The sequence below is a fragment of the Sphingopyxis sp. H050 genome (assembly GCF_001468265.1).
Classification (GTDB): Bacteria; Pseudomonadota; Alphaproteobacteria; order Sphingomonadales; family Sphingomonadaceae; genus Sphingopyxis.
In genome coordinates this window covers 139,311-161,888 of sequence record NZ_LNRZ01000001.1, presented here as the reverse complement: position 1 = coordinate 161,888, position 22,578 = coordinate 139,311, and the positions used below count along the sequence as shown (strand labels likewise).

Annotated in this window: 19 protein-coding genes; 8 read left to right on the top strand and 11 right to left on the bottom strand. The window is 66.3% G+C overall.

Features of this window, described 5'->3' with window-relative positions; all coding sequences use genetic code 11:
• Window positions 1-28: 28 nt before the first annotated feature.
• From trhO to ATE67_RS00755, 3 genes are all read right to left on the bottom strand, one after another.
• Window positions 29-757: an oxygen-dependent tRNA uridine(34) hydroxylase TrhO gene (trhO, locus tag ATE67_RS00765; protein ID WP_082660122.1), complete on the bottom strand. Its 729-nt coding sequence runs from the start codon at window positions 755-757 to the stop codon at window positions 29-31.
• 149 nt (window positions 758-906) lie between these two features.
• The gene (locus ATE67_RS00760) at window positions 907-2,919 is read right to left on the bottom strand and encodes a GMC family oxidoreductase N-terminal domain-containing protein (RefSeq protein WP_058814796.1); all 2,013 of its coding nucleotides are present in this window, start codon (window positions 2,917-2,919) and stop codon (window positions 907-909) included.
• 83 nt (window positions 2,920-3,002) lie between these two features.
• A complete protein-coding gene (locus ATE67_RS00755) occupies window positions 3,003-3,497 on the bottom strand; it encodes a hypothetical protein (protein ID WP_058814795.1) in 495 nt (164 codons plus the stop codon).
• 135 nt (window positions 3,498-3,632) lie between these two features.
• Between ATE67_RS00755 and ATE67_RS00750 the strand changes: the two genes are divergently transcribed.
• Complete coding sequence (locus ATE67_RS00750; RefSeq protein ID WP_156416842.1) at window positions 3,633-4,106, top strand: hypothetical protein; 474 nt, start codon at window positions 3,633-3,635, stop codon at window positions 4,104-4,106.
• 33 nt (window positions 4,107-4,139) lie between these two features.
• On the opposite strand, the gene ATE67_RS00745 is transcribed toward ATE67_RS00750, so the two are convergent.
• Window positions 4,140-6,233, bottom strand: coding sequence for a malate synthase G (locus ATE67_RS00745; protein WP_058814793.1), 2,094 nt, complete (start codon window positions 6,231-6,233; stop codon window positions 4,140-4,142).
• A 128-nt stretch (window positions 6,234-6,361) separates the two neighbouring features.
• Between ATE67_RS00745 and ATE67_RS00740 the strand changes: the two genes are divergently transcribed.
• From ATE67_RS00740 to ATE67_RS00715, 6 genes are all read left to right on the top strand, one after another.
• Window positions 6,362-7,033 (top strand): spermidine synthase, encoded by a 672-nt coding sequence (locus ATE67_RS00740; protein ID WP_058815202.1) that lies wholly within the window; start codon window positions 6,362-6,364, stop codon window positions 7,031-7,033.
• A gap of 49 nt (window positions 7,034-7,082) precedes the next feature.
• Window positions 7,083-8,294: a hydrolase gene (locus ATE67_RS00735; protein WP_058814792.1), complete on the top strand. Its 1,212-nt coding sequence runs from the start codon at window positions 7,083-7,085 to the stop codon at window positions 8,292-8,294.
• Window positions 8,291-9,292 carry an arginine N-succinyltransferase gene (locus ATE67_RS00730; protein WP_058814791.1) on the top strand — a complete coding sequence of 334 codons (1,002 nt, stop codon included), beginning with the start codon at window positions 8,291-8,293 and terminating at the stop codon, window positions 9,290-9,292. Before ATE67_RS00735 ends, ATE67_RS00730 begins: the two co-directional genes overlap by 4 nt.
• 167 nt (window positions 9,293-9,459) lie before the next feature.
• Complete coding sequence (locus ATE67_RS00725; protein WP_058814790.1) at window positions 9,460-10,710, top strand: N-succinylarginine dihydrolase; 1,251 nt, start codon at window positions 9,460-9,462, stop codon at window positions 10,708-10,710.
• A gap of 263 nt (window positions 10,711-10,973) precedes the next feature.
• Window positions 10,974-11,213, top strand: coding sequence for a hypothetical protein (locus tag ATE67_RS00720; RefSeq protein WP_058814789.1), 240 nt, complete (start codon window positions 10,974-10,976; stop codon window positions 11,211-11,213).
• Between the two features lie 137 nt (window positions 11,214-11,350).
• Window positions 11,351-12,100 carry an alpha/beta fold hydrolase gene (locus tag ATE67_RS00715; protein ID WP_058814788.1) on the top strand — a complete coding sequence of 250 codons (750 nt, stop codon included), beginning with the start codon at window positions 11,351-11,353 and terminating at the stop codon, window positions 12,098-12,100.
• On the opposite strand, the gene ATE67_RS00710 is transcribed toward ATE67_RS00715, so the two are convergent.
• The 3 genes from ATE67_RS00710 to ATE67_RS00700 form a co-directional block, all read right to left on the bottom strand.
• Window positions 12,054-13,094: an alpha/beta fold hydrolase gene (locus ATE67_RS00710; protein WP_058814787.1), complete on the bottom strand. Its 1,041-nt coding sequence runs from the start codon at window positions 13,092-13,094 to the stop codon at window positions 12,054-12,056. The genes ATE67_RS00715 and ATE67_RS00710 overlap by 47 nt on opposite strands.
• A 72-nt stretch (window positions 13,095-13,166) precedes the next feature.
• Window positions 13,167-14,834, bottom strand: a complete 1,668-nt coding sequence (locus ATE67_RS00705; RefSeq protein ID WP_058814786.1) for an MFS transporter — start codon at window positions 14,832-14,834, stop codon at window positions 13,167-13,169.
• Between the two features lie 154 nt (window positions 14,835-14,988).
• Window positions 14,989-16,368, bottom strand: coding sequence for a DEAD/DEAH box helicase (locus tag ATE67_RS00700; protein ID WP_058814785.1), 1,380 nt, complete (start codon window positions 16,366-16,368; stop codon window positions 14,989-14,991).
• 371 nt (window positions 16,369-16,739) lie between these two features.
• Here ATE67_RS00700 and ATE67_RS00695 point away from each other — a divergent pair, with 371 nt between their 5' ends.
• The gene (locus tag ATE67_RS00695; protein WP_058814784.1) at window positions 16,740-18,212 is read left to right on the top strand and encodes a glycerol kinase; all 1,473 of its coding nucleotides are present in this window, start codon (window positions 16,740-16,742) and stop codon (window positions 18,210-18,212) included.
• 12 nt (window positions 18,213-18,224) lie between these two features.
• Here ATE67_RS00695 and rpmE read toward each other — a convergent pair whose 3' ends face one another.
• The 4 genes from rpmE to bamA all read right to left on the bottom strand — a co-directional run bounded on the left by rpmE (window position 18,225) and on the right by bamA (window position 22,555).
• Entirely contained in the window at window positions 18,225-18,452 is a 228-nt protein-coding gene (gene rpmE / locus ATE67_RS00690; RefSeq protein ID WP_058814783.1) for a 50S ribosomal protein L31, read from the bottom strand.
• A 220-nt stretch (window positions 18,453-18,672) separates the two neighbouring features.
• A complete protein-coding gene (gene fabZ, locus ATE67_RS00685) occupies window positions 18,673-19,152 on the bottom strand; it encodes a 3-hydroxyacyl-ACP dehydratase FabZ (RefSeq protein ID WP_058814782.1) in 480 nt (159 codons plus the stop codon).
• Between the two features lie 5 nt (window positions 19,153-19,157).
• Window positions 19,158-19,856: an OmpH family outer membrane protein gene (locus ATE67_RS00680; RefSeq protein ID WP_058814781.1), complete on the bottom strand. Its 699-nt coding sequence runs from the start codon at window positions 19,854-19,856 to the stop codon at window positions 19,158-19,160.
• On the bottom strand, window positions 19,856-22,555 hold the full coding sequence (gene bamA / locus ATE67_RS00675) for an outer membrane protein assembly factor BamA (RefSeq protein WP_058814780.1): 2,700 nt from the start codon (window positions 22,553-22,555) through the stop codon (window positions 19,856-19,858). Before bamA ends, ATE67_RS00680 begins: the two co-directional genes overlap by 1 nt.
• Window positions 22,556-22,578 lie beyond the last annotated feature (23 nt).

The window sequence follows — 22,578 nt, the reverse complement described above, 5'->3', positions numbered from 1 at the left end:
CGCTCCCCACCCCAAAGCAGCCGCCGAATTATTCCTTCTCGCCCACCTCTTTGAGCCCGTGCCCGACGCTCACCCGTTCGTCGAAGACGAAGCAGCTGCCGTGCCAGCGGCTGTTGGCTTCGGGAACCTGCTCCAGATAGGCGAGGATGCCGCCCTTCAGGTGGACGACCTCCTCGACGCCTTCGCTGCGCAGGAAGGCGGTCGATTTTTCGCAGCGGATGCCGCCGGTGCAGAACATCGCGATGCGCTTTCCCGCAAACTCGGCGGCGTGCTCGCGCCACCAGCCGGGGAAGTCGCCGAAGCTCTTCGTATGCGGATTGAGCGCGCCGTCGAAGCTGCCGTAGCCGACCTCGAAGTCGTTGCGCGTGTCGATCAGCACCGTGTCCGGATCATCGACGAGCGCGTTCCAGTCGGCGGGGTCGATATAGGGCGCCGCCTCGCGCGCCGGGTCGAGCCCCGGCACCTTCATCGTGACGATTTCCTTCTTGAGCCGGACCTTCAGCCGCTGGAAGGGCATCGCGGTGGCGGCGGAATATTTGACGTCCAGGTCGGCGCAACCGGGGAGCGCGCGGATATGCGCGATCACCGCCGCGATGCCGTCTTCGGGCCCGGCGATCGTGCCGTTGATCCCCTCGCGCGCGAGGAGCAGCGTGCCCTTCACGTCGTGCGCGGCGCAGCGGTCGAGCAGCGGTTGGCGCAGCGCAGCGGGGTCGCCGAAGGGCGCGAAACGATAGAGGGCGGCGACGGTGAAGGTCATTGCGGAGGCCCCCTTAACCGTTTGCCCTGAGCTTGTCGAAGCCTGTCCTGAGCGACGCCGCAGGCGGCGTCGAAGGGGGCCGTTCTTTCCTTCGAGGAGACAAAGGACGCTGCTTCGACAAGCTCAGCACGAACGGGGTTGGGTATCGGTCAGCCGAACGGATCGCGCCGCGCCGTCGCATAATGCGCCATCGCCATCGTCGTCCATTGCGCGTTGACCCGGATGCAGGTCGGGAAGACGCTGGCGTCGGTGACGAGGACATTGGTCGTCCCGTGGACCCGGCACTCCGGATCGACGACGCCATATTGCGGATCCTCGTTGATCGCATTGCCGCCGTGCGGATGGCTGCTCGACAGCGTCACATCGTCGGCCTCCTCGATCGCATCCTCGAAGAAGGCGTCGACGTCCATGCCGGGTGTGACCGTCTGGCCCTTCGTGAGCGCCGGATAGCATTCGAGCGCGCCCGCGGCGAAATGGACCTTGGTCAAGGTCGCCATCGCGCGGCGGAGCAAAGGCAGATCCTCCTGCGCATCGAGCTTGAACTCGAGCTTGCCGTCCTTCACCCGCCCGCGCCGGTCGGCGGGAAAGAGGATGCCCGCCGAATGGACGCGGCCGAAATTCCGCATCCGCTCCGCATGGTCGCCGAACCAGCCCGGCATCAGCGACGCCATCGCCATCGGCGGCTGGAAATGGCTTTCGAGCAGATAGTCGCCGCAATCGACATAGCTCGCCATCTGGTCCTCGTCCCACGCATCGCCGCCGACGCCCGGCGGCATCAGCGCGACGACCGGCGAGGCGATGTTGAGCGACACCTGATAGCCGGTGCCGTCGATGTCGCTGCGGCTGAGCAGCTTCGACGAGGCGATCGTGCCCGCCGCGACGACAACCCCGACGCGCGCGCGGACAAGCGCGCGCGACCCGTCGGGCAGGATCAGCTTCACCGCCTCCGCCTCGCGCCGCCCGTCGATCGCGGTCTGCCAGACGATCTTGTCGGCTTTGGTTCCCGGCAGGATGCGCGCGCCCGCGCGGCACGCGTCGGGCAGATAGGTCTGCGCCATCCCCATCCGCCGCCCATAGGCGCAGCCGGCGTTGCAATAGCCGCAATAGGCGCAGGCGTTCGGCGTGTTCGGCGGCCCGAAATTTTTTGCGAACCAGTCGGCGATCGCGCGGCCGTCCTTCGGATCGCCCGATGTCGGCGCATAAGCGTTCCAGCCGTTGATCAGATGCGGGCCGTTGTGCCGCCCGCTGCGCGGCTCGATCTTGGCGATGCCGAGCCGCGCCTTGATCGCGTCATAGCTTTTGTGGAAATCGACCTTGTCGACCGGCGCGCCGATGCCCGCCCATTTGTCGAGGACGTCGACCGCATCGGGATGCGTCCGCCCCGCCTCGTTCACGCGCAGGCAGATGCCGTTGTTGATCGTCGAAGAGCCGCCGACGCAGCGCCCCTGGAACACCACGAAATCGCGATTGGTCGAGGTTTGCAGCGCGCCATGCTTGAACAGGTTCGCGACCATGTCGAGTTCGTGATGGTTGATCCGCGGCGAGGGATAGAAAGGCCCCGCCTCGACGACCAGCACCTTATACCCATGATCGTGCGCCATATGATAGGCCGCGACCGCGCCGCCCGCGCCCGATCCGACGACGATCACATCATACTCGTCCTCGAGCGCCGCCGCGTCGAGGATATGCGCCGGATCGATCTCGCGCCCGTCGATCCGCGTCAGCGGCATCTCGCCCGGTCCGCGCACGCGATGCTTGGGCAGGGTGAAGCCGATCTGGCGGTGAACCGGATTGGCGGCGTTCGCATCCTGGTCGCCGGGCTCGATCCCCGGCTGCCAATGGCCGTAATAGCAGCCGTAGATGACGCCGCGCAGCCGCGCCATATCCTGGAACAGGTCGATCTGGCTGTTCTGCAACCGTCGCTCGATCCGCCGGGCGCGCTCGGCGACGTCGGCGAGTGCGAACAAGGGTCCCAGCACCACCTCGGTCGCGGTCAGCGACAGCCGGATTTCGTCGAGCTTGGTGCCGCCAACCTTGGCGAACAGTTCGGCGATATTGGCGACGACCTGATCGGCCGTGATCGCCATCGGCGCCCCGTGAAACAGCGCCTCGGTCAGCGCCTTCAGAAATTTGAGCTGCCCGAAATTGAACGGTGCCGCCATCGCCCTGCCCCCTTGCTGTCCCCACTGCGCAGATGCGGGCCTATAGGGCGGAAACGCAAGGCGATATTGTATCGGAACGACAGCTAGACGGGGCCTTCGAATATGTCGACGCGCCAGACCGCAAGATCCGTGTCGCGGCGGGACGATGCAAGATAGCGCCCCCACGCCTGCGCCTCGTGCGCGACGATGCCGAGTTCCCAGACGCAAAAGGTCGGCCGCGCCGCGCCCGCTTCGCCCGGATAGGCGGGGTCGAAGGGCGCGAAGGCGGGCATGTCGCCGTGGCGATACCAGACCGCCTCCCACAGCTCGTTCGACCCGCGCCACACGGAGACGAGCAGAAAATAGAAATCCGCGCCGCAGCGGTGGAGCAGCACGAAGCCATGATCCCCGGGATCGGCTACGGCGGCGGCTTCGGCCTCGAACCAGTCTTCGCAAAGCCGGGCAACATCGTCCGGCACCGGCGCGTCGGGGGAGGTCAGATGATAGAGTTTGAAGACGGTGCCGTCCGCTTCGCGCAGACCCGCAAGGCGGCCGGTTTTGGGATAGTGGCGATAGGCGACATCGACGGCGGCGGACATGGCGGACTCCTTTTTGTTCCGCTTATGTTCTATACGTTTGTGCCCCCGGTATCGAGTCAAAAATCAGTCGATGTTTGGCTCCATGGCAGCTGACGACCGGTTGCCGACGTCAGTACGTTAGTGCAGTGATGCGCGATGGATAACTCAACTGATTGCTGTTGCTCCGAACTGGCCGACATGGCCGTAATTGGTATGGGCGATGCCGAAGGCATGGACGAGCGGATTTTTGAAACGCTCGATCTTGTTCGCAATTACGGAGACGAAAAGTGGTGGCTCTATGCGTCCACCTGTCGAGCCTGCGGACAGAATTGGATGGTCGCTCAAGAAGAACGAATTCACGATAACTACTGCTTGAAACGCATTGACCAAGACACTTTGAGCGCGATTGTCGAACATTCCAGATGGCCGCCCGACTTTCTCTCCTACGAACTAATTCTCCGTCTTGGGCGCGAAGCTGGACATGTGGCGACATTCCTTGACTCGAGAAGCCCAGTTCTTGTCGAAACAGCGCATGATCTGCGACAGGCGAGGCCAGAAATATCGATCGAAGATATTGCTTATGCACTGGCTATCCCTACCAAGCAGGCTAAGCGACTGCTGAAGGTCTAACGTCCGCTCCCCACCCCCAAGCAGGCATCCGCTTCAGGCCGCCTTCTTCTCCAGCCGATATTTGTGCAGCAGCGGTTCGGTATAGCCCGACGGCTGGGTCACCCCCTCGACGATCAGCGCGCGCGCGGCGCGATACGCAATGCCGTCGGGCGTCAGCTTTTCGTACAGCGGGTCGCCCGCGTTCTGCGCGTCGACCTTCGCCGCCATGCGCGCCAGCGCCGCATCGACCTGCGCCTCGGTGCACACGCCGTGGAGCAGCCAGTTGGCGAGCGCCTGGCTGCTGATCCGCAGCGTCGCGCGGTCCTCCATCAGGCCGATGTCATCGATGTCCGGGACCTTCGAGCAGCCGACGCCCTGGTCGATCCAGCGCACGACATAGCCGAGGATGCCCTGGCAATTATTGTCGAGCTCGCGCGCAATCTCGGCCTCGCTCCAGTTGCGACCGGCCGCGACGGGAATGTTGAGCAGCCGATCGAGCGACGGCACCGCCTCGCCCGCAATCTCCTTCTGCCGCGCGAAGACATCGACCTGGTGATAATGGAGCGCGTGCAAGGTTGCGGCGGTCGGCGACGGCACCCAGGCGGTGTTCGCGCCGCTCTTCGGATGGGCGATCTTCGCCTCCAGCATCGCGCGCATCAGGTCGGGCATCGCCCACATGCCCTTGCCGATCTGCGCCCGCCCGCTGAGCCCGCAGGCGAGGCCGATGCGGACGTTGCGGTCCTCATAGCTGGCGATCCAGTCGCTCGCCTTCATCTCGCCCTTGGGGATCATCGGGCCCGCGCGCATCGAGGTGTGGATCTCGTCGCCGGTGCGGTCGAGGAAGCCGGTGTTGATGAAGACGATGCGGTCGCGCACCGCCTCGATGCACGCGGCGAGGTTTGCGCTGGTACGGCGCTCCTCGTCCATCACGCCGACCTTGATCGTATGGCGGTCGAGGCCGAGCATATCCTCGACCGCGTTGAACAGCCGGTCGGTGAAGCCGCATTCCTCGGGCCCGTGCTGCTTGGGCTTGACGATATAGATGCTGCCCGCGCGGCTGTTCTTGCGGCTGCCGAGATTCTGGAGGTCGTGGAGCGAACAGAGGCTGGTGATGACGGCGTCGCAGAGCCCCTCGGGCGCCTCGGCGCCGTTCGGCAGGCGGATCATCGGCGTCGTCATCAGATGGCCGACGTTGCGCACGAACATCACGCTGCGGCCGGGCAGCGTGAACGCCGTGCCGTCGGGCGCGGTCCATTCGCGGTCGGGCTCCATCGCGCGGGTGACGGTCGCGCCGCCCTTGGCGAAGCTTTCGGTGAGGTCGCCGCGCATCAGGCCGAGCCAATTGGTGTAGCCGAGGGTCTTGTCCTCGCCATCGACCGCGGCGACGCTGTCCTCGAGGTCGATGATCGTCGTCAGCGCGGCTTCGAGCAGCACATCGGCGATGCCCGCCGGGTCGGTCCTGCCGATCGCGCTGTCGGGATCTATCACCAGTTCGATATGCAGGCCATTGTGCTTGAGGAGGATGCCGCCGGGCTTGCTGCCTGCCCATTGCGAGCGATCGGCGAGGAGCAACTGGCCACCGTCCCAATCGCTCCAGCTTCCCGACGCCAGCGGCACCGCTTCGTCGAGGAAAGCCTTGGCGCGCGCGATCACCGCGGCGCCGCGTGTCGCATCGTAACCGCCGGGCTTTGCCGGCGGCGCGTCGAGCGCGTCGGTGCCGTAAAGCGCGTCGTAGAGGCTGCCCCAGCGGGCATTGGCGGCGTTGAGCGCAAAGCGCGCGTTGAGCGCAGGCACGACGAGCTGCGGCCCCGCCATCGTCGCGATCTCGGGGTCGACGTCCACGGTGCCGACCCGGAACGGCGCAGGCTCGGGGACGAGGTAGCCGATTTCGCGGAGGAAGGCCTGATAGGCGGCCGCGTCGTGCGGCTGGCCCTCCCGCGCCTGATGCCAGGCATCGATCCGCGCCTGCAAATCGTCGCGTTTAGCGAGCAGCGCGGCATTTTCGGGGGCGAACCTGGCGAGCAGGTCGGCGAAGTCGGCCCAGAATTTCTGCGCATCGACGCCGGTTCCGGGCAGCGCCTTTTCTTCGATGAAGGCGGCCAGACGCGAATCGACGGAGAGGCCGTTGCGGTCGAGGAAGTCAGTCATTCAGCACCCTTTGGTCAGCGCGATCGCGCAATGGAATCCGGGGAGGAAAGGGCCGCCGCCCTATGGCGCGATTGCGCCGGGTTGGCAATGGGGGTGCAAAGCGGGGTGCCGGCCGCTATGGGCGCGCCATGATCGCGCGCGAACTCCTGGCCACCGCTCCCGTCCCCGGCGGCGAAGAGCTGCGCCTGTTCCGGCGCGGCGGCGATTTCACGATCGCGCTGGGTGGCAACGAGCTGATGAGCAGCCGGCTGAGCGGTTCGGAAGTCGCACTCGCCGAGATGAGCTGCGACCGGCTGCGCGGCGGAACGGCGGCGCATTTGCTGATCGGCGGCTATGGCATGGGGTTCACGCTGCGCGCCGCGCTGGCCCGGCTCGGCGCCGACGCGCGCGTCACGGTGGCCGAGCTGGTGCCCGACATCATCGACTGGGCGCGCGGGCCGATGGCCGATCTGACCGCGGGCTGTCTCGACGACCCCCGCGTCGCGCTGCGCATCGCCGACGTGTCGGGGGTGATCGGCGGAGCGGTCGGCGCGTTCGATGCGATCCTGCTCGACGTCGACAACGGCCCCGACGGGCTGACCCGCGAAAGCAACGACCGCATTTATTCTGCCGCGGGGCTGGACCGCGCGCGGCGCGCGCTGCGGCCCGGCGGCATTCTGGCCATCTGGTCGGCGCATCCCGACGTGCGATTCGCGCGGCGGCTGAAGGACGCGGGCTTCGCGGTCGAAGAGGTCGCGGTGCGCGCGCGCAGCAACCGCAAGGGCGCGCGGCATATCATCTGGTTCGCCCGCGCCGCCTGACCCGTCACAGGGGGTGCCAAAGCCCCTCGCCGCTCGCTATAGCCGGTGGATGACCAGCCTGACCGCAACCGAACAAGCGACGCTCGAACGCGCGGCCGATGCGCCGATGCTGCGCCAAGTCGAAGCATGGGCCGCGGTGAACAGCGGCACCGGCAACCTCGCCGGGCTCAAGACCGTCGCGGGGCTGCTCGCCGACGCCTTTGCGGCGCTGCCCGGCGACGTCCGGCTCGTCGCGCCCGATCCGGTCGAGAGCGTCGACGCCGCGGGAAACGTCAAGACGACGCAGCGCGGCGACCATCTCCACCTTCGCGTGCGGCCCGGGGCGCCGGTGCAGCTGCTGCTCACCGGCCATATGGACACGGTGTTCGCCGCCGACCACCCGTTCCAGACGCTCCAGTGGCTCGAACCCGGCGTGCTCAACGGCCCCGGCACCGCCGACATGAAGGCGGGGATTTCGGTGATCCTCGCGGCGCTTACGGCGCTCGAGGACTCCCCGCTCGCCTCGCGCGTCGGCTACGACGTGATGATCAACAGCGACGAGGAAACGGGCAGCCACGCCTCGGCCGCGCTCATCGCCGAGCTGGCCAGGGGCAAGACCGCCGCGCTCACCTATGAGCCCGCGCTGCCCGATGGCGGATTGGCGGGCGCGCGGCCCGGCAGCGGCAATTTCTCGGTGATCGTCCACGGCCGGTCGGCGCATGCCGGGCGCAATCCCGAGGACGGCCGCAACGCGCTGATCGCCGCCGCCGATCTGGCGCTGCGACTGAATGCGCTGAAATCGCCCGATCTCAAGGTCAATCCGGCGAAGATCGACGGCGGCGGCCCGAACAATGTCGTCCCCGACCAAGCGATCCTGCGCGTCAATCTGCGCCCCTCGACGCCCGCGGCGATGATCGCAGCCGAAACCGCGCTGCGCGATGCGGTGGCGGCGGTGTCGCGCGAGCATGACGTGCATTGCCATCTCCACGGCAATTTCAACCGCCCGCCCAAGCCACTCGATCCCGCCGCGACGCGGTTGTTCGAACTGGTCCGCGACTGCGGCGCCGCGCTCGGCCTGCCGCCGATCCGCTGGAAGGCGACCGGCGGTGTGTGCGACGGCAACAATATCGCCGCGTGCGGTGTGCCGGTGGTCGACACGATGGGCCCGCGCGGCGGCGCGATTCACTCGTCGGACGAATTTTTGATCGTCGACAGCCTGGCCGAACGGGCGCAATTGTCGGCACTGACGATGATAAGAATAGCGGAACGGGGGACGGTGTGAATTATGTGATCCGGGCAGCCAAGCCGGGCGATTTGCAAAGCATTTACGAGATGGCGAAGCTGACCGGGGGCGGCTTCACCAATCTGCCCCCCGACAAGAAGGCTTTGCGCGCCAAGCTGGAGCGCGCCGAAGCGAGCTTTGCGTCGGACAAGGAATATCCGTCGGACGAGCTCTATCTGATGATGCTGGAGGATCTCGATAGCGGCGAGGTGCGCGGCACGTGCCAGATTTTCGGGCAGGTCGGCCAACGTTGGCCTTTCTACAGCTACCGCATCGGCACCGACAGCAAGCATAGCGAGCAGCTGGGCCGCACCTTCCACGCGCAGGTGCTGATGCTGAGCAACGACCTGAACGGCGCGTCGGAAGTCGGCGGGCTGTTCCTCCACCCCGCGGCGCGCGCCGGCGGGCTCGGGCTGCTGCTCGCGCGCTCGCGCTACCTGTTCATCGCGCGCCACCGGCCCCGCTTCGCCGACCGCATCCTCGCCGAGCTGCGCGGGGTGATCGACGAGGCCGGCGGCTCGCCCTTCTGGGACGGGGTCGCGGGCAAGTTCTTCGGGATGAATTTTCAGGAAGCCGACCAGTTCAACGCCGTGCACGGCAACCAGTTCATCGCCGACCTGATGCCCAAGCACCCCGTCTATATCGCAATGCTGAGCGAGCATGCGCGCAGCGTCATTGGCGTCCCGCATCCCACGGGACGCGCCGCGATGCGGATGCTGGAGAATGAGGGCTTCGCGTTCGAAAATTATGTCGACATCTTCGACGGCGGCCCGACGATGACCGCCCGCACCGATCAGGTCGCCAGCATCCGCGATGCGAAGCATATCGAGGTGGCGGGGATTGCCGAAGGCGGCAGCGACGCGCTGATCGCGACCGGGCGGCTCGCCGATTTCCGTTGCTGCTTCGGCCAGATCGGCGAGAGCGGCACGATCGACGCCGACGCCGCGCGCATATTGGGCGTCGCCGCGGGCGATGAGATCAGCTGGATCGGCCGATAACAACCTGTCGTCCGTTCGTGCCGAGCTTGGCGAAGCACCGTTCTTTCTTTGGTGTTGCTGAGAAAGAACGGCCCCCTTCGACGCCGCCTGCGGCGTCGCTCAGGACAGGCTTCGACAAGCTCAGGGCGAGCGGCTTTTGAATTGAACAACTGGAGTGAGAGCAAGCCATGCTCACGGAAATCAACTTCGACGGCATCATCGGGCCCAGCCACAATTACGCCGGTCTCAGCCGCGGAAATATCGCCTCGGCGAGCAATGCGGGCGACGTGTCGCAGCCGCGCGCCGCGGCGCTGCAGGGCATCGACAAAATGCGCCACAATATCGCGCTCGGCCTGCCCCAAGGCTTCTTCATGCCGCTCGACCGGCCCGATGTGCCGTGGCTCGAAACGCTCGGCGCCTCGCTCGATACCGCCGAGGCGCATCTGCGCGCGCAGGCCTGGTCGGCTTCGTCGATGTGGGCCGCGAATGCTGCGACCGTCTCGCCCGCACCCGACAGCGCCGACGGCAAATGCCATCTGACCGTCGCCAACCTGGTGACGATGCCGCACCGCAGCCATGAATGGCAGGGCACGCTGGCGCAGCTCCGTCTCGCCTTTGCCGATCCCGCCTTCGCGGTCCACGGCCCCGTCCCCGCCCCCTTTGGCGACGAGGGCGCGGCCAACCATATGCGGCTCTGCGACGGGCATGGCTCGCCCGGTGTCGAAATCTTCGTCTATGGGCTGAGCGGCGGCCGGTTCCCGGCGCGCCAGCATCTCGACGCGTCGAAAGCGATCGCGCGCAAGCACCGGCTCGATCCGGCACGCACGCTGTTCATCCGCCAGTCGGACACCGCGATCCAGGGCGGCGCCTTTCACAACGACGTCGTCGCGGTCGCGAACGAGCGCGTGCTGTTCACCCACGAAACCGCGTTCGAGGATCGTGAAGCGGCGCATGCCGAAATCCGCGCCGCCTTGCCCACGGTCGAGATCGTCGAAGTTCCCGCGAGCGCGGTGAGCCTGCCCGACGCGATCAAATCCTATCTGTTCAACGCGCAGCTCGTGAGCCTGCCCGACGGTGGCGGCATGGGGCTCGTACTTCCCACCGAGGCGCGCGAGACGCCTGCGGTCTGGCGCTGGTTGGAGGAGCATGTCGCGGGCAACGGCCCGATCCGCCGTCTGCTGCCCGTCGACGTCCGCCAGTCGATGGCGAACGGCGGCGGTCCCGCGTGCCTGCGCCTGCGCGTTGTCGCCGACCCCGCGGCGGTCGATCCGCGTTTCATGGCCGATCCGGCGAAGCTCGACCGGATTGCGGCGGTCGTCGCGGCGCATTGGCCCGAAGCGATCGCACCGGGCGACCTCGCCTCCTCCGCGCTCGTGCGCGACGTCCAGCGCGCGCGGGCGGCGTTGCTCGAGGCGTTGGATTTGAACGAATTACTGTAGGAGTGGAAGCGGTCGATCGCCGCCGTTTCTCTCTTCGTCACCCTGAACTTGTTTCAGGGTCCATGGCTCGCCGCCTCCTTCGGCGCGGCGCTCGATCAGAGATCAGGCCATGGATGCTGAAACAAGTTCAGCATGACGAATTAGGGGCACCCCAACCTCCTCCTTGCCATTATATGTCGAGTTAATTTACAGTTTACCATAGGAGCTTGGGGACAAGTCCCCGATTTGCGCCACTGGCACGGCGCTTGCTTGGATCCATGGTAATGCTGAAAAAAATCGGACGCCTGTTCGTCATCAAGACAAAGTTCGAGGCTTGCCTCATCATCTACGCGCTTGGTGTCGGTGCGATGGCCCGCGGCATGGCCTATCTCGACCATTATCCGGGGATTGGCGGCAAGCTGTTGCTGCTGGCCTGTACCGGGTCGGTGTTCCTTGCCGGTGCGAAAATCTTCGACTGCCTCCGCTACGAGCAGGCGGCCGAGGCGGCGATGCCGCAGGTCTAGCCCTGTCATCCTCCCGGCGAAGGCCGGGATTTCAACCTCGCGCCCATATGCACCGGCGAGATGCCGGCCTTCGCCGGGATGACGATCCGTGGTTAGCGGACTTTCGTCCGCCACCAAGCTGTGCCAAGGCATGACGCATGAGCAGGATCAGCGGACACCCGACTCTCAGCACCGAACATGTCTATGGCCTGACCTTGCGCGTCGCGCGCTGGCGCGCGGGGGCGGGCGGGACGCCGCTGTTATTCCTCAACGGCATCGGCGCCGACATCGCCGCCGCCGCACCGCTGCTGGCGCAGTTCCACGGCCGCGAAGTGTGGACGCTCGACATGCCCGGGGTCGGCGGTTCGCCCGACGCGCTGCTCCCCTATGGCGCGCCGACGATCGCGGCGGTGGTGATGGAGATCGCCGACCGCTTCGGACACAAGATCGTCGACCTCGCCGGTTTCAGCTGGGGCGGCGCGCTGGCGCAGCAGGTCGCGGTGCAGTTTCCGGACCGCGTCCGCCGGCTGGTGCTGATGGCGACGACGCCGACCGTCACCGCGCCGGGGATCGGCTGGGCGGCGCTGCTCGACGACGATATGCTGGCGAGCGGGCTCAAGCTGCCGACCGCGACCCCGCTCGGCCTGGCCTATCAGACGATGGCGATGGCGGGCTGGACGAGCGTCGCGACGCTGCCGCAGCTCAAGATGCCGGTGCTGATCCTGATGGGCGAACGCGACGGCGTCGTCCCCGCCTGCCACGGTCAGGCGATCGCCGATCTGGTCGATGGCGCGGTGCTGGAGGTCGTGCCGGGATCGCACCTCTTCCCCTTCACCCATGCCGCCGATGTGGCGACGCGGATCAGTTCGTGGCTGGATCGACCGGAAGCGGCCCAAGCCGCCGCTTGAGGAAGTCGGCGATCGCCGCGGCGGTCTCGCCGGGCGCTTCCTCCATCGGCAGATGGCCGATCCCGTCGAGCAGCACGACTTCCGACCCCGCGATGCGCTCGTTGAAGGTCTGCGCCGCGGTCGGGTTGATCAGCCGGTCCTCCTTCCCGAACAGGATCAGCGTCGGCGCCTTGATCGCCCCGACGCGGCTCGCCATCGCCGGTTCGCGGTCCATCCGGGCGCGCAGCACCGTCGCCTCGCGGTTGCCGGGAAAGCGCAGCAGCTCCCAATAGCGGTCGATCATCGCGTCATCGACGATGTCCTGCTTCGCGATCGACCCGCGCAGCGATTCCTCGACCAGCGAGCGCGGTGTGATCTGCGTCGCGAGCCAGCGCCCGAAGGGATATTCGAGGACGCGAAAGCCGATGTTCGACGGCGGCCGCTTCTCGCCCTTGCGCAGCGGCATGCCGGCGGCGTCGATCAGCAGCAGCGCATCGACCCGCTCGGGCCGCGCGAGCGCGTAACGCCAGGCGACCCAGCCGCCCATCGAATTGCCGCCGAGCGTGAAGCGCTCCAGCCCCAGCTTCGCCGCGACGACATCGACCGCCTCCATCATCCCGTCGGCGCCGTAATCCTTGTCGGGCGTGCCGCCGGTCAGGCCATGCCCCGGCAGGTCGAGCGTGACAATGCGATAGGTGCCGCCCAGTCGCTGCACCAGCGGTTCCCATGTGTGCAGGCTGGCGTTCGAGCCGTGGAGCAGCAGGATGACCGGGCCGTCGCGCTTGCCCTGATCGCGGTAGTGGATGTGCTGGCCCGCCGGACCCGCGACGAACAGGGCGTGCGGGCCGCCATATTTGGCGATCATCTCGTCGCGGTCGGTATCGCCCGTGCGCAGCACCAGGAAGGCGATCAGGATCGCCAGCACCAGCCCGAGCGGAATCAGCACCCGCTTGCGCCGGAACATCGGCCGGTGCGGCGGCAAGGGTTCGAAATCGTCCTCGTCGATCGCTTGCATCACGCCCCCCTCAAGAGCTCGCGGAGCCCAGCCCGTCGGCCCCGCTGGTCGTCAATTGTCCTGTCGGCCACCCTATTGATGAATCGGCCGGCGCGATGTCTCGGGCAGGAACAGCAGGCCGACGATGACGGTGATCACCGCGACGACCACCGGATACCACAGGCCATAATAGATATTGCCCGTCGCCGCGACCATCGCGAAGGCGGTCGTCGGCAGGAAGCCGCCGAACCAGCCATTGCCGATATGATAGGGCAGCGACATGGCGGTGTAGCGGATGCGACTGGGGAAAAGCTCGACGAGCAGCGCCGCGATCGGGCCGTAGACCATCGTCACCAGCAGGACGAGCCAGAAGAGGATGGCGACGACGAGCGGCTTGTTCATCGCGTCGAGGTCGGCCTTGGCGGGATAGCCCGCCGCGGCGGTCGCAGCCGCCAGCTGCTTGCGGAACGCCTCGGCCGCTCCGGCGCGATCTTCCTCGGCGAGCCGCCAGGGATCGGGCGCGATCAGGATTGTCTTGCCGATCCAGACGTCGGCGCTCTCGCCCGTGATCCGCTCGCGCGTGACGCTCCTGTAACTGACCCCAGCCTTGGCGAGCGCCGATTTGGCGATGTCGCAGCCGGTGCTTTCGAACTTGTTCTTGCCCACCGGATCGAACTGGAACGCGCACGAGCCGGGATCGGCAGTAACGGTTACCGCGGCGGCCTCCTGCGCCCTTGCCATCGCCGGATTGGCGGCGCTGGTCAGCAGGTGGAAGGCCGGAAAATAGGTGAGCGCGGCGAGCGCGCAGCCCGCCAGGATGATCGGCTTGCGCCCGATCTTGTCGCTGAGCCAGCCGAAGAAGATGAAGAAGGGCGTGCCGAGCGCCAGCGCGATGGCGATCAATATGTTCGCGGTCGCGCCATCGACCTTCAGCGTCTTTTCGAGGAAGAAGAGCGCGTAGAATTGCCCGGCGTACCAGACCACCGCCTGCCCCGCGACCGCGCCGAACAGCGCCACGATCACCCATTTCAAATTGCCCCAGCGGCCGAAGGCTTCGGTGAGCGGCGCCTTCGAGGTCGTGCCCTCCGCCTTCATCTGCTTGAAGACCGGGCTTTCCTCGAGCTGGAGGCGGATCCAGAGCGAGACGCCCAGCAAAATCGCCGAGATCAGGAAGGGAATGCGCCAGCCCCAGTCGGCGAACGCCGCCTCGCCGAGTGCCGAGCGCGTCCCGATGACGACGAGCAACGCCGCGAACAGGCCGAGCGTCGCGGTCGTCTGGATAAAGCTGGTGAAGAGGCCGCGCTTTCCTTCGGGCGCATGCTCGGCCACATAAGTGGCGGCGCCGCCATATTCGCCGCCGAGCGCGAGGCCCTGGAGGAGGCGCAGCACGACGAGCATCACCGGCGCCGCGACGCCGATCGACGCATAGCTGGGCAGCAGCCCGACGAGGAAGGTCGACAGGCCCATCAGGCCCATGGTGACCAGAAAGGTGTTCTTGCGCCCGACAAGATCGCCGATGCGCCCGAAGACGAGCGCGCCGAACGGCCTTACCGCGAAGCCCGCGGCGAACGCCGCGAGCGCGAAGATGAAGCCGGTGGTTTCGTTGACGCCCGAGAAGAATTGCGCCGAAATGATCGTCGCAAGCAACCCGTAGAGGTAGAAATCATACCATTCGAACACCGTGCCGAGCGACGAGGCCAGGATGACCTTGCGTTCGCTTTGGCGGGTGTCGACCGGTGCTGCCGCGACTTGGTCGATCATATTCTTCCCCCGTTCGCCCTGAGCCTGTCGAAGCCTGCCCTGAGCGACTGACAAGTCAGTCGAAGGGGGCCGTTCTTTCTTTTAGCCGATGCTAAGGAAAGGACGGTGCTTCGACAAGCTCAGCACAAACGGAAAAAGAGGGTAGCGCCGGATTTTACCCGACGCGCTTGACCGCGCCCTTGTGGGCGCCGACGCTCTTGTTGCGCGGGCGGAAGCGGCGCTTGCGCTGGCCTTCGGCGCCTTCGCCGGCCGCACCGTCGCGGCGCGGACCACGATCGCCGCGCGGCTTGTTGCCGTCGCGGCCGCGCAGCGCATCTTCACGCTGACGCTGCGGGTTGCGGCCCTGGCTGCCGGTGTCGCGCGGCGGCTGCGCCGGCTTGGGCAGGTTGCGCACCAGCTCGTTGAAGTTCGCGGGCAGCGGCATCGGTTCGGACTTCGACCGCGTCACGCGCTCGATGTCGCGCATGTAGGGCCGCTCGTCGGGCGCGATGAAGCTGATCGCCTTGCCCTCGGCGCCGGCGCGGGCGGTGCGGCCGATGCGGTGGACATATTGTTCGGGCACGTTCGGGATCTCGAAGTTGATCACATGGCTGACGCCCGACACGTCGATGCCGCGCGCGGCGATGTCGGTCGCGACGAGCAGCTTGATGTCGCCCGAGCGGAACGCCTGCAGCGCGTGGGTGCGCTGCGACTGGCTCTTGTTGCCATGGATCGCCATCGCCTTGATCCCCGCGCCGGCCAGGTGGCGCACGACGCGGTCGGCGCCATGCTTGGTGCGGGTGAAGATCAGCGCGCGGTCGATGTCTTCGCTGGCGATGACCGAATGGAGCAGCGCCTGCTTTTCCTTCTGTTCGACGAAGGTCGCATATTGGCTGATCTTTTCGACCGTGGTCGCCGCGGGCGTCACCGAGACGGTGACCGGATCCTCGAGGAATTGTTCGGCCAGATGCGCGATTTCCTTCGGCATCGTCGCCGAGAAGAACAGGTTCTGGCGGCGCGACGGCAGCAGCTTGGCGATGCGGCGCAGCGAGTGGATGAAGCCCATGTCCATCATCTGGTCGGCTTCGTCCAAAACGAAGATTTCGACATCGTCGAGGCGCAGCGCGCGCTGGTCGATCAGGTCGAGCAGGCGGCCCGGTGTGGCGACGAGGATTTCGACGCCCTGCGCCAGGTCGCGGATCTGCTTGTTGATCGGCACGCCGCCGAAGACGGTCGAGACGCGCAGCTTGGTAAAGCGGCCATAATCGCGGCAGCTCTGCGCGATCTGGGCGGCCAGCTCGCGCGTCGGGGCGAGCACGAGCATGCGGCAGCTGCGCGGATTGGTACGGTGCTGGTGGGTGATCAGATGGTGGATCGAGGGCAGCGAGAAACCGGCGGTCTTGCCGGTGCCGGTCTGCGCGATCCCGCACAGGTCGCGGCCCTTCATCAGCGGCGGGATCGCCTGCGTCTGGATCGGGGTCGGGACGGTGTAATCCTTGGCGGCAAGCGCGCGATTGATGTCGGCGTGCAGGCCAAAGTCGTTGAAAGTCGTCATAAAATACTCACAGTGAGCGACGCGCAGGCGCATCCGTTCGCGTCGAACGGACGGCGCACGGGCCGCGGGTTCGAAACGACCCGCGTGAAAGGGTGCCTCTGGGGACAAAGCGCTGGTCCGGCTCGCCCGCGCCTGAAAATGGGCGGGAAATCACGCTGCCGGTGGTTGCGGCGGGTGGTCCCGCCATGCTGCGCTGCAAGGGCATATGGCATGGGTTGCGCAGTTTTGCAAGATAATTGCGCGGATTTCCCTAACAGACTTCTCGACCCGTTTGCCCTGAGCTTGTCGAAGGGCCGTTCTTTCTTCATGAATGGGAGAAGAGAAGAACTGTGCTTCGACAAGCTCAGCACGAACGGATGAGGGGCAGTGTTTTGGCCGAAAAGATCATCGTCATCGACGAGGGCACGACCTCGACCCGCACGATGCTCTTCGGCGCCGACGGGACGCCGCTCGGCAGCGCGCAGCGCGAGTTCCGCCAGCATTATCCCGGCCCCGGGCTGGTCGAGCATGACGCCGCCGAAATCTGGGAGGCCACCCTCGCCTGCACGCGCGAGATGATCGCGCAGGCCGGCGGCGCGGGCGCCGTCGCGGCGATCGGGATCACCAACCAGCGCGAGACCGTCGTCTTCTGGGACCGCACGACCGGCGCGCCGCTCGCCCCGGCGATCGTGTGGCAGGACCGGCGCACCGCCGCCGATTGCGCCGCGCTGAAGGACGCGGGCCACGAACCGATGGCGCAGGCAAAGACCGGCCTGCTGCTCGATCCCTATTTCTCCGGCACCAAGATCGGCTGGGCGCTGAACAACTGGCCGCAGCTCCAACAAGCGGGCGACCGGCTCGCGGTCGGGACGATCGAATCCTATCTCGTCTATCGGCTGACCGGCGGCGCACATGTCACCGACGCCACCAACGCCTCGCGCACGCTGCTGATGGACATCAACGGCAACGGCGGCTGGGACGGCGAACTTTGCGACCTGCTGGGGGTGCCGATGAGCCTCCTGCCCGAGATCGCTGGCTGCACGGCGACCGTCGGCACGACCGATCCGGCGCTGTTCGGCGGCGCCATCCCGATCAGCGGCATGGCGGGCGACCAGCAGGCCGCGACCATCGGTCAGGCATGTCTGGCGCCCGGCCAGACCAAGGCGACCTTCGGCACCGGCGCCTTCATCCTGTCGGCGAGCGGCGCCAAGCGGCCGGTTTCCGACAACCGCCTGCTCGCGACCATCCTCGTGCAGGAAGGCGATGTTCGCTCCTATGCGCTGGAGGGATCGGTGTTCGTCGCGGGCAGCCTGATCAAATGGCTGCGCGACGGGCTCGGCCTGCTCGCCAGCGCGGGCGAGAGCGAGGGGCTCGCGCGATCGGTCGCGGACAATGGCGGGGTCTATCTGGTCCCCGCCCTCGCCGGGCTCGGCGCACCGCACTGGCGGCCCGACGCGCTCGCGGCGCTGTCGGGTCTGAGCTTTGCGAGCACCAAGGCGCATGTCGCGCGCGCGGCGCTCGAGGCGCAGGCGTATCAGGCCCATGACCTGAAGGCGGCCTTCGCCGCCGACGGGGTCGATTGGGCCGAGGTGCGGATCGATGGCGGCATGGCGGCGAACGACTGGATGGCGCAGGATCTGGCCGACATGCTCGGCATATCGGTCGAGCGGCCCGATTTCGTCGAGAGCACCGCGCTGGGCGCCGCGATGCTCGCCGCGACGGGCGCCGGGCTCTACCCCGATCTCGCAAGCGCCGCCGCCGCGATGCGCGGCACCGCGACGCGCTTCACCCCGGCGCTCGATGACCAGAAACGCAAAACGCGCCTTGCCGGCTGGCAAAGCGCGCTTGCAAAAGTTCTGGCCTGAGCCGGGAGCGGATTAACGCTTGAGGGTGAGCCCGCCGAAGCGCTTGTTGAACTTCGCGACCTGGCCGCCCGCGTCGAGCATACGGCCGGTGCCGCCGGTCCACGCCGGGTGCGCCGTCGGGTCGATTTCGAGCGTCATCACGTCGCCCTCTTTGCCCCAGGTCGAGCGCGTCTGATATTCGGTGCCATCGGTCATCTTGACCGTGATCATGTGATAGTCGGGATGCGTGTCTTTTTTCATGTCTCTTGGCTCCTGTGCCGCCGGTTACCGACCGGCAGCTGAGTCGATGCTTTCCCCGTCACGGGGCCCGCGAAGCGGCTGCCATTAGTGCGCTACTTTGGAAAATGCAACCCAAACCCCGTTCGCCCTGAGCTTGTCGAAGGGCTGTTCTTTCTCTCAGGCGTCGAAAAAGAAGAACGGTGCTTCGACAAGCTCAGCACGAACGGAAAATTGAGAGGGCTCAGTCCCCCGGCGGATCGGCGATCATCGCGGTGAACTGGCATTCGGTCGCCAGCTGGCCATCCAGCATCGCCTTGCCTTCGAACTTGCAGATGTTCCGCTTCGTTTGCAGGATGGTGACGTGCAGGTCGAGCAGATGGCCGGGTTCCACGGGCTTGCGGAACTTCACGCCGTCGATGCCCATGAAATAAACGAGCTTGCCCGATCCCGCGAGGCCAAGCGATTCGATCGCCAGCACGCCGCCCGCCTGCGCCAGCGCCTCGACGATGAGGACGCCGGGCATGATCGGCCGGCCGGGAAAATGGCCCTGAAAGAAGGGCTCGTTGATCGTGACCGCCTTGACCGCGTGGATCGAGCTGTCCTTGACCATCGAAACCACCCGGTCGACCAGCAGCATCGGATACCGATGCGGCAGCAGGGCAAGGACCCGGCGGATGTCCGCCGGGCCCAGTGCGCCGTCCGTATTTTCCCCGTCGGCCATGCGGCTTAGCGCGTGGTCGGCGCGGTGCCGGTCGGGGCCGGCGCCGGGGTCGCCGGACGGGCGCCCGGCTGGGCGGCGCGCGCGGCGTCGATCAGCTGCTGGTTGCGCTGCTGGACGAGCTGGCCCGGCTGATAGCCCGCGGGAACCGCCGTCGACACGGTCGGCAGGATGCGGTTGAGTTCGACGACCACCGCATCGGTGATGTCGACATTGTTCTCGCGCGCCAGCACGGCGTCGGGATTCAGCAGCAGGTCGACCTTCTTCGCGGTCATCGCGGCCTTGATCGCCTCGTTCATGCGGACGCTGATCTGGTCCTCGACATATGCGATCGCGAGTTCGACCGGCGCGCCGATCTGCGCCAGTTCGGCCTGCGCCGAGCGCTGCTTGTCCTGGACGGCCTTTCCGGCGGCCTGGACGGCGGCCTCGTTGCGCGGCGTCTTCTTGGTCTCTTCGTTATATTTGGCGATCAGGACGTTCATTTCGGCCTGCAGCGTCTGGCCGCGGGTGTTCTGCTGATCGATCTGCGCCTTGTAGGTGGTTTCGATCTGCTGGGTCGCGACGGTGAAGGCGTTCGAACGCGCGGCGGCGGCGCGAACATCGGCGACGGCGACGCCCTTCGCCTGCGCGGCGGCCGGGACCGAAGCCAAGGGCGAAGCCGAGATGGCGGCGATGGCAAGGGCCGAAGCGGTGAGAATTTTCTTCATTAGAATTGAGTTCCTACGTTGAATGAGAAGCGTTTGGTGTCATCGCCCTCTTCTTTGCGAAGGGCGTAAGCGAAGTCGATCCGGAAGGGACCGAAAGGCGAGTTCCAGTTCACGCCGGCGCCGATCGAGACGCGGGGTTTCCACGTGTCGCCGAAGAAGCGTTCCTCGAACGGGGCAAGCGGCGAGAAGCCGGTCGCGCAAGTCGTATACTGGCCCGTCGGCGTGGTGGTGCCGTCGGGATTGGTGGTGATGGTCTGCGTCGCGAACGCCTGGGTGCCGGTGGTCGCGTTGCGGCAGAGATATTTGGTGAGGCCGTCCGCGGGGTCGCGGAAATCGGCGAGCGTGGTCAGCGTCGGGCGGCGTACGCCCCACACCGAACCGACGTCGAGGAACACCGACGGCCGCAGCCCCAGTTCCTTCGCGCCGGTGCCGAGCGGGATGTCGATCTCGACCCGGCCCTGATAATAGGCGCGGCCGCCGAGCGCATCGTCGATGCGGGCGTTGCCCTTGACGAGTTCGGTGTTGAGCACCGGGTTCGCGGGATCGGTCAGGTCGACGTCCGGATAGCGGATGACGCGCGGGCCGATGCCGCGGATGTCGAAGCCGCGCATCTGCGGTTCGCCGAGGAAGAAGCGGTCCGTCAGGCGGACCTTGTCGCTGGTCGGGGTCGGGCGGCCGCCGAACGGATAGATATAGCCGCCTTCGGCCGAGATATTGAGGATGAAGCGGCTGCCGAGGTTGAAGTGCTTCGACGCGTTGGCGCGGGTGCGTGCATATTTGACGCTGCCGCCGAGGCCGGCGAAATCCTGGCTGAGCGAGAAGGACTGGCCGCGCGTCGGACGCAGGCGGTTGTCGCGGTCGTCGTAGGCGAAGGTGTACCCGACCAGCGAGGTCGTACGCTTGCCGATCGCGTCGCACAGATAGCGGCCGGCGATCAACGGGTCGCACTGGTCGCCGAAATAATAGAGCGAGCGGTCGAGCGTCACATCGTCATAGTTCAGGCTGTAGCGGCCGAACATCGACATGAACTCGGTCAGCGGCACGCCGACATTGACCTGGAAGCCGGTCGTGACCTGCTGGAAGGTCGTGCGGCGGTCGTTGTTGATGAAGTTGAACGAGTTCAGATCGCGGCGATAGACGCTGCCGCCGATCGAGATGTTGCGGTCGAACAGATAGGGTTCGGTAAAGCCGAGCTCGACCGACTTCGAATAGCTCGAATAATTGACGGAGGCCTGCAGCTGCTGCCCGAGGCCGCGGAAGTTGCGCTGGCGGATCGACGCCTGCAGCAGGAAGCTCTCGATCGACGAGAAACCGGCCGACAGCGACAGTTCGCCGGTCGGCTTTTCCTCGACATTGGTTTCCAGGATGATCCGGTCGGGGGCGCTGCCTTCCTTGCGGTCGATCTCCAGATTTTCCTGGAAATAGCCGAGGCTGTTGATGCGGTTCTCGGTGCGCTTCAGGCCGAAGCTGTTGAACGCGTCGCCTTCGTTGAGGCGGAATTCGCGGCGCACGACCTTGTCATGGGTCAGCGTGTTGCCGTTGACGTCGATGCGCTCGACATAAGTACGCGGGCTTTCGGCGACGTTGAAGGTGATCTGCATCGTCCGCGTTTCGGGGTCGCGGCGGAACTCGGGATTGATGTCGGCAAAGGCGTAGCCGAACAGGCCCGCGGTCTCGCTGAGGCTCTCGACCGTGTCCTCGACCAGCTTCGCGTCGTACCAGTCGTCCTTCTTCATCGGCAGCAGCGTCTTCAGCATTTCGGGCTTGAAGTCGCGCAGCTCGCTCTTCACGTCGACATCGCCGAACTTGTAGCGTTCGCCCTCCTCGACGACATAGGTGATGATGAAGTCCTGCTTGTTGCTGGTCAGCTCGGCGACCGCCGAAATGACGCGGAAGTCGGCATAGCCGTTTTGCAGGTAGAACAGGCGCAGCTTCTGCTGGTCATAGGCCAGGCGATCGGGGTCGTAGCTGGTGTTCGACGACAGGATCGTCAGCAGGCCCGACTCCTTGGTCGCCATCTCGTCCTTGAGGTCGCCGTCGCTGAACTTTTCGTTGCCGATGATGTTGATCTGGCGGACCTTCGACTTCGGCCCTTCGTTGATTTCGAACACGACGTCGACGCGGTTCTGGTCGAGCGACACCATCTTCGGCTCGACCGTCGCGGCGAAGCGCCCCTGGCGCTTGTACAGCTCGATGATGCGCGCGACGTCGGCGCGGACCTTCGAACGCGTGAAGATCTGGCGCGGCGCCATCTTGATCTCGGGACGGATCTTGTCTTCCTTCAGGCGCTTGTTGCCCTCCAGGATGACGCGGTTGATCACCGGGTTTTCGGCGACCTGGATGGTCAGCGCACCATTGTCGTCGCTGATCTGGTAATCCTTGAACAGCTCGGTCGCGGCGAGGTCCTTCAGCGCCTGGTCGAGCACCGAACGGTCATAGGTCTGGCCGACGCGCAGGCGCAGGTACGACAGGATCGTCTGCGCCTCGAGGCGCTGGTTGCCGACAACGGTGATCGAGCGAATCGTCGTGGCGCGGGGTGCGGCGTCGGGCGCGGGCGCCGTTGCGGTCGGGACCACCGTGGGCGGCGCGGCCTGCTGCGCCTCGGCCGGGGCGATCGGCCATGCGAGCATGGTGCCCGCCATCAGCAGCGCCGACCGCTGGACCCGGCCATTGAAATTCTTTGAAGCCACGCTGTTCATCCCGCAAAAATAACTCAAAAGCG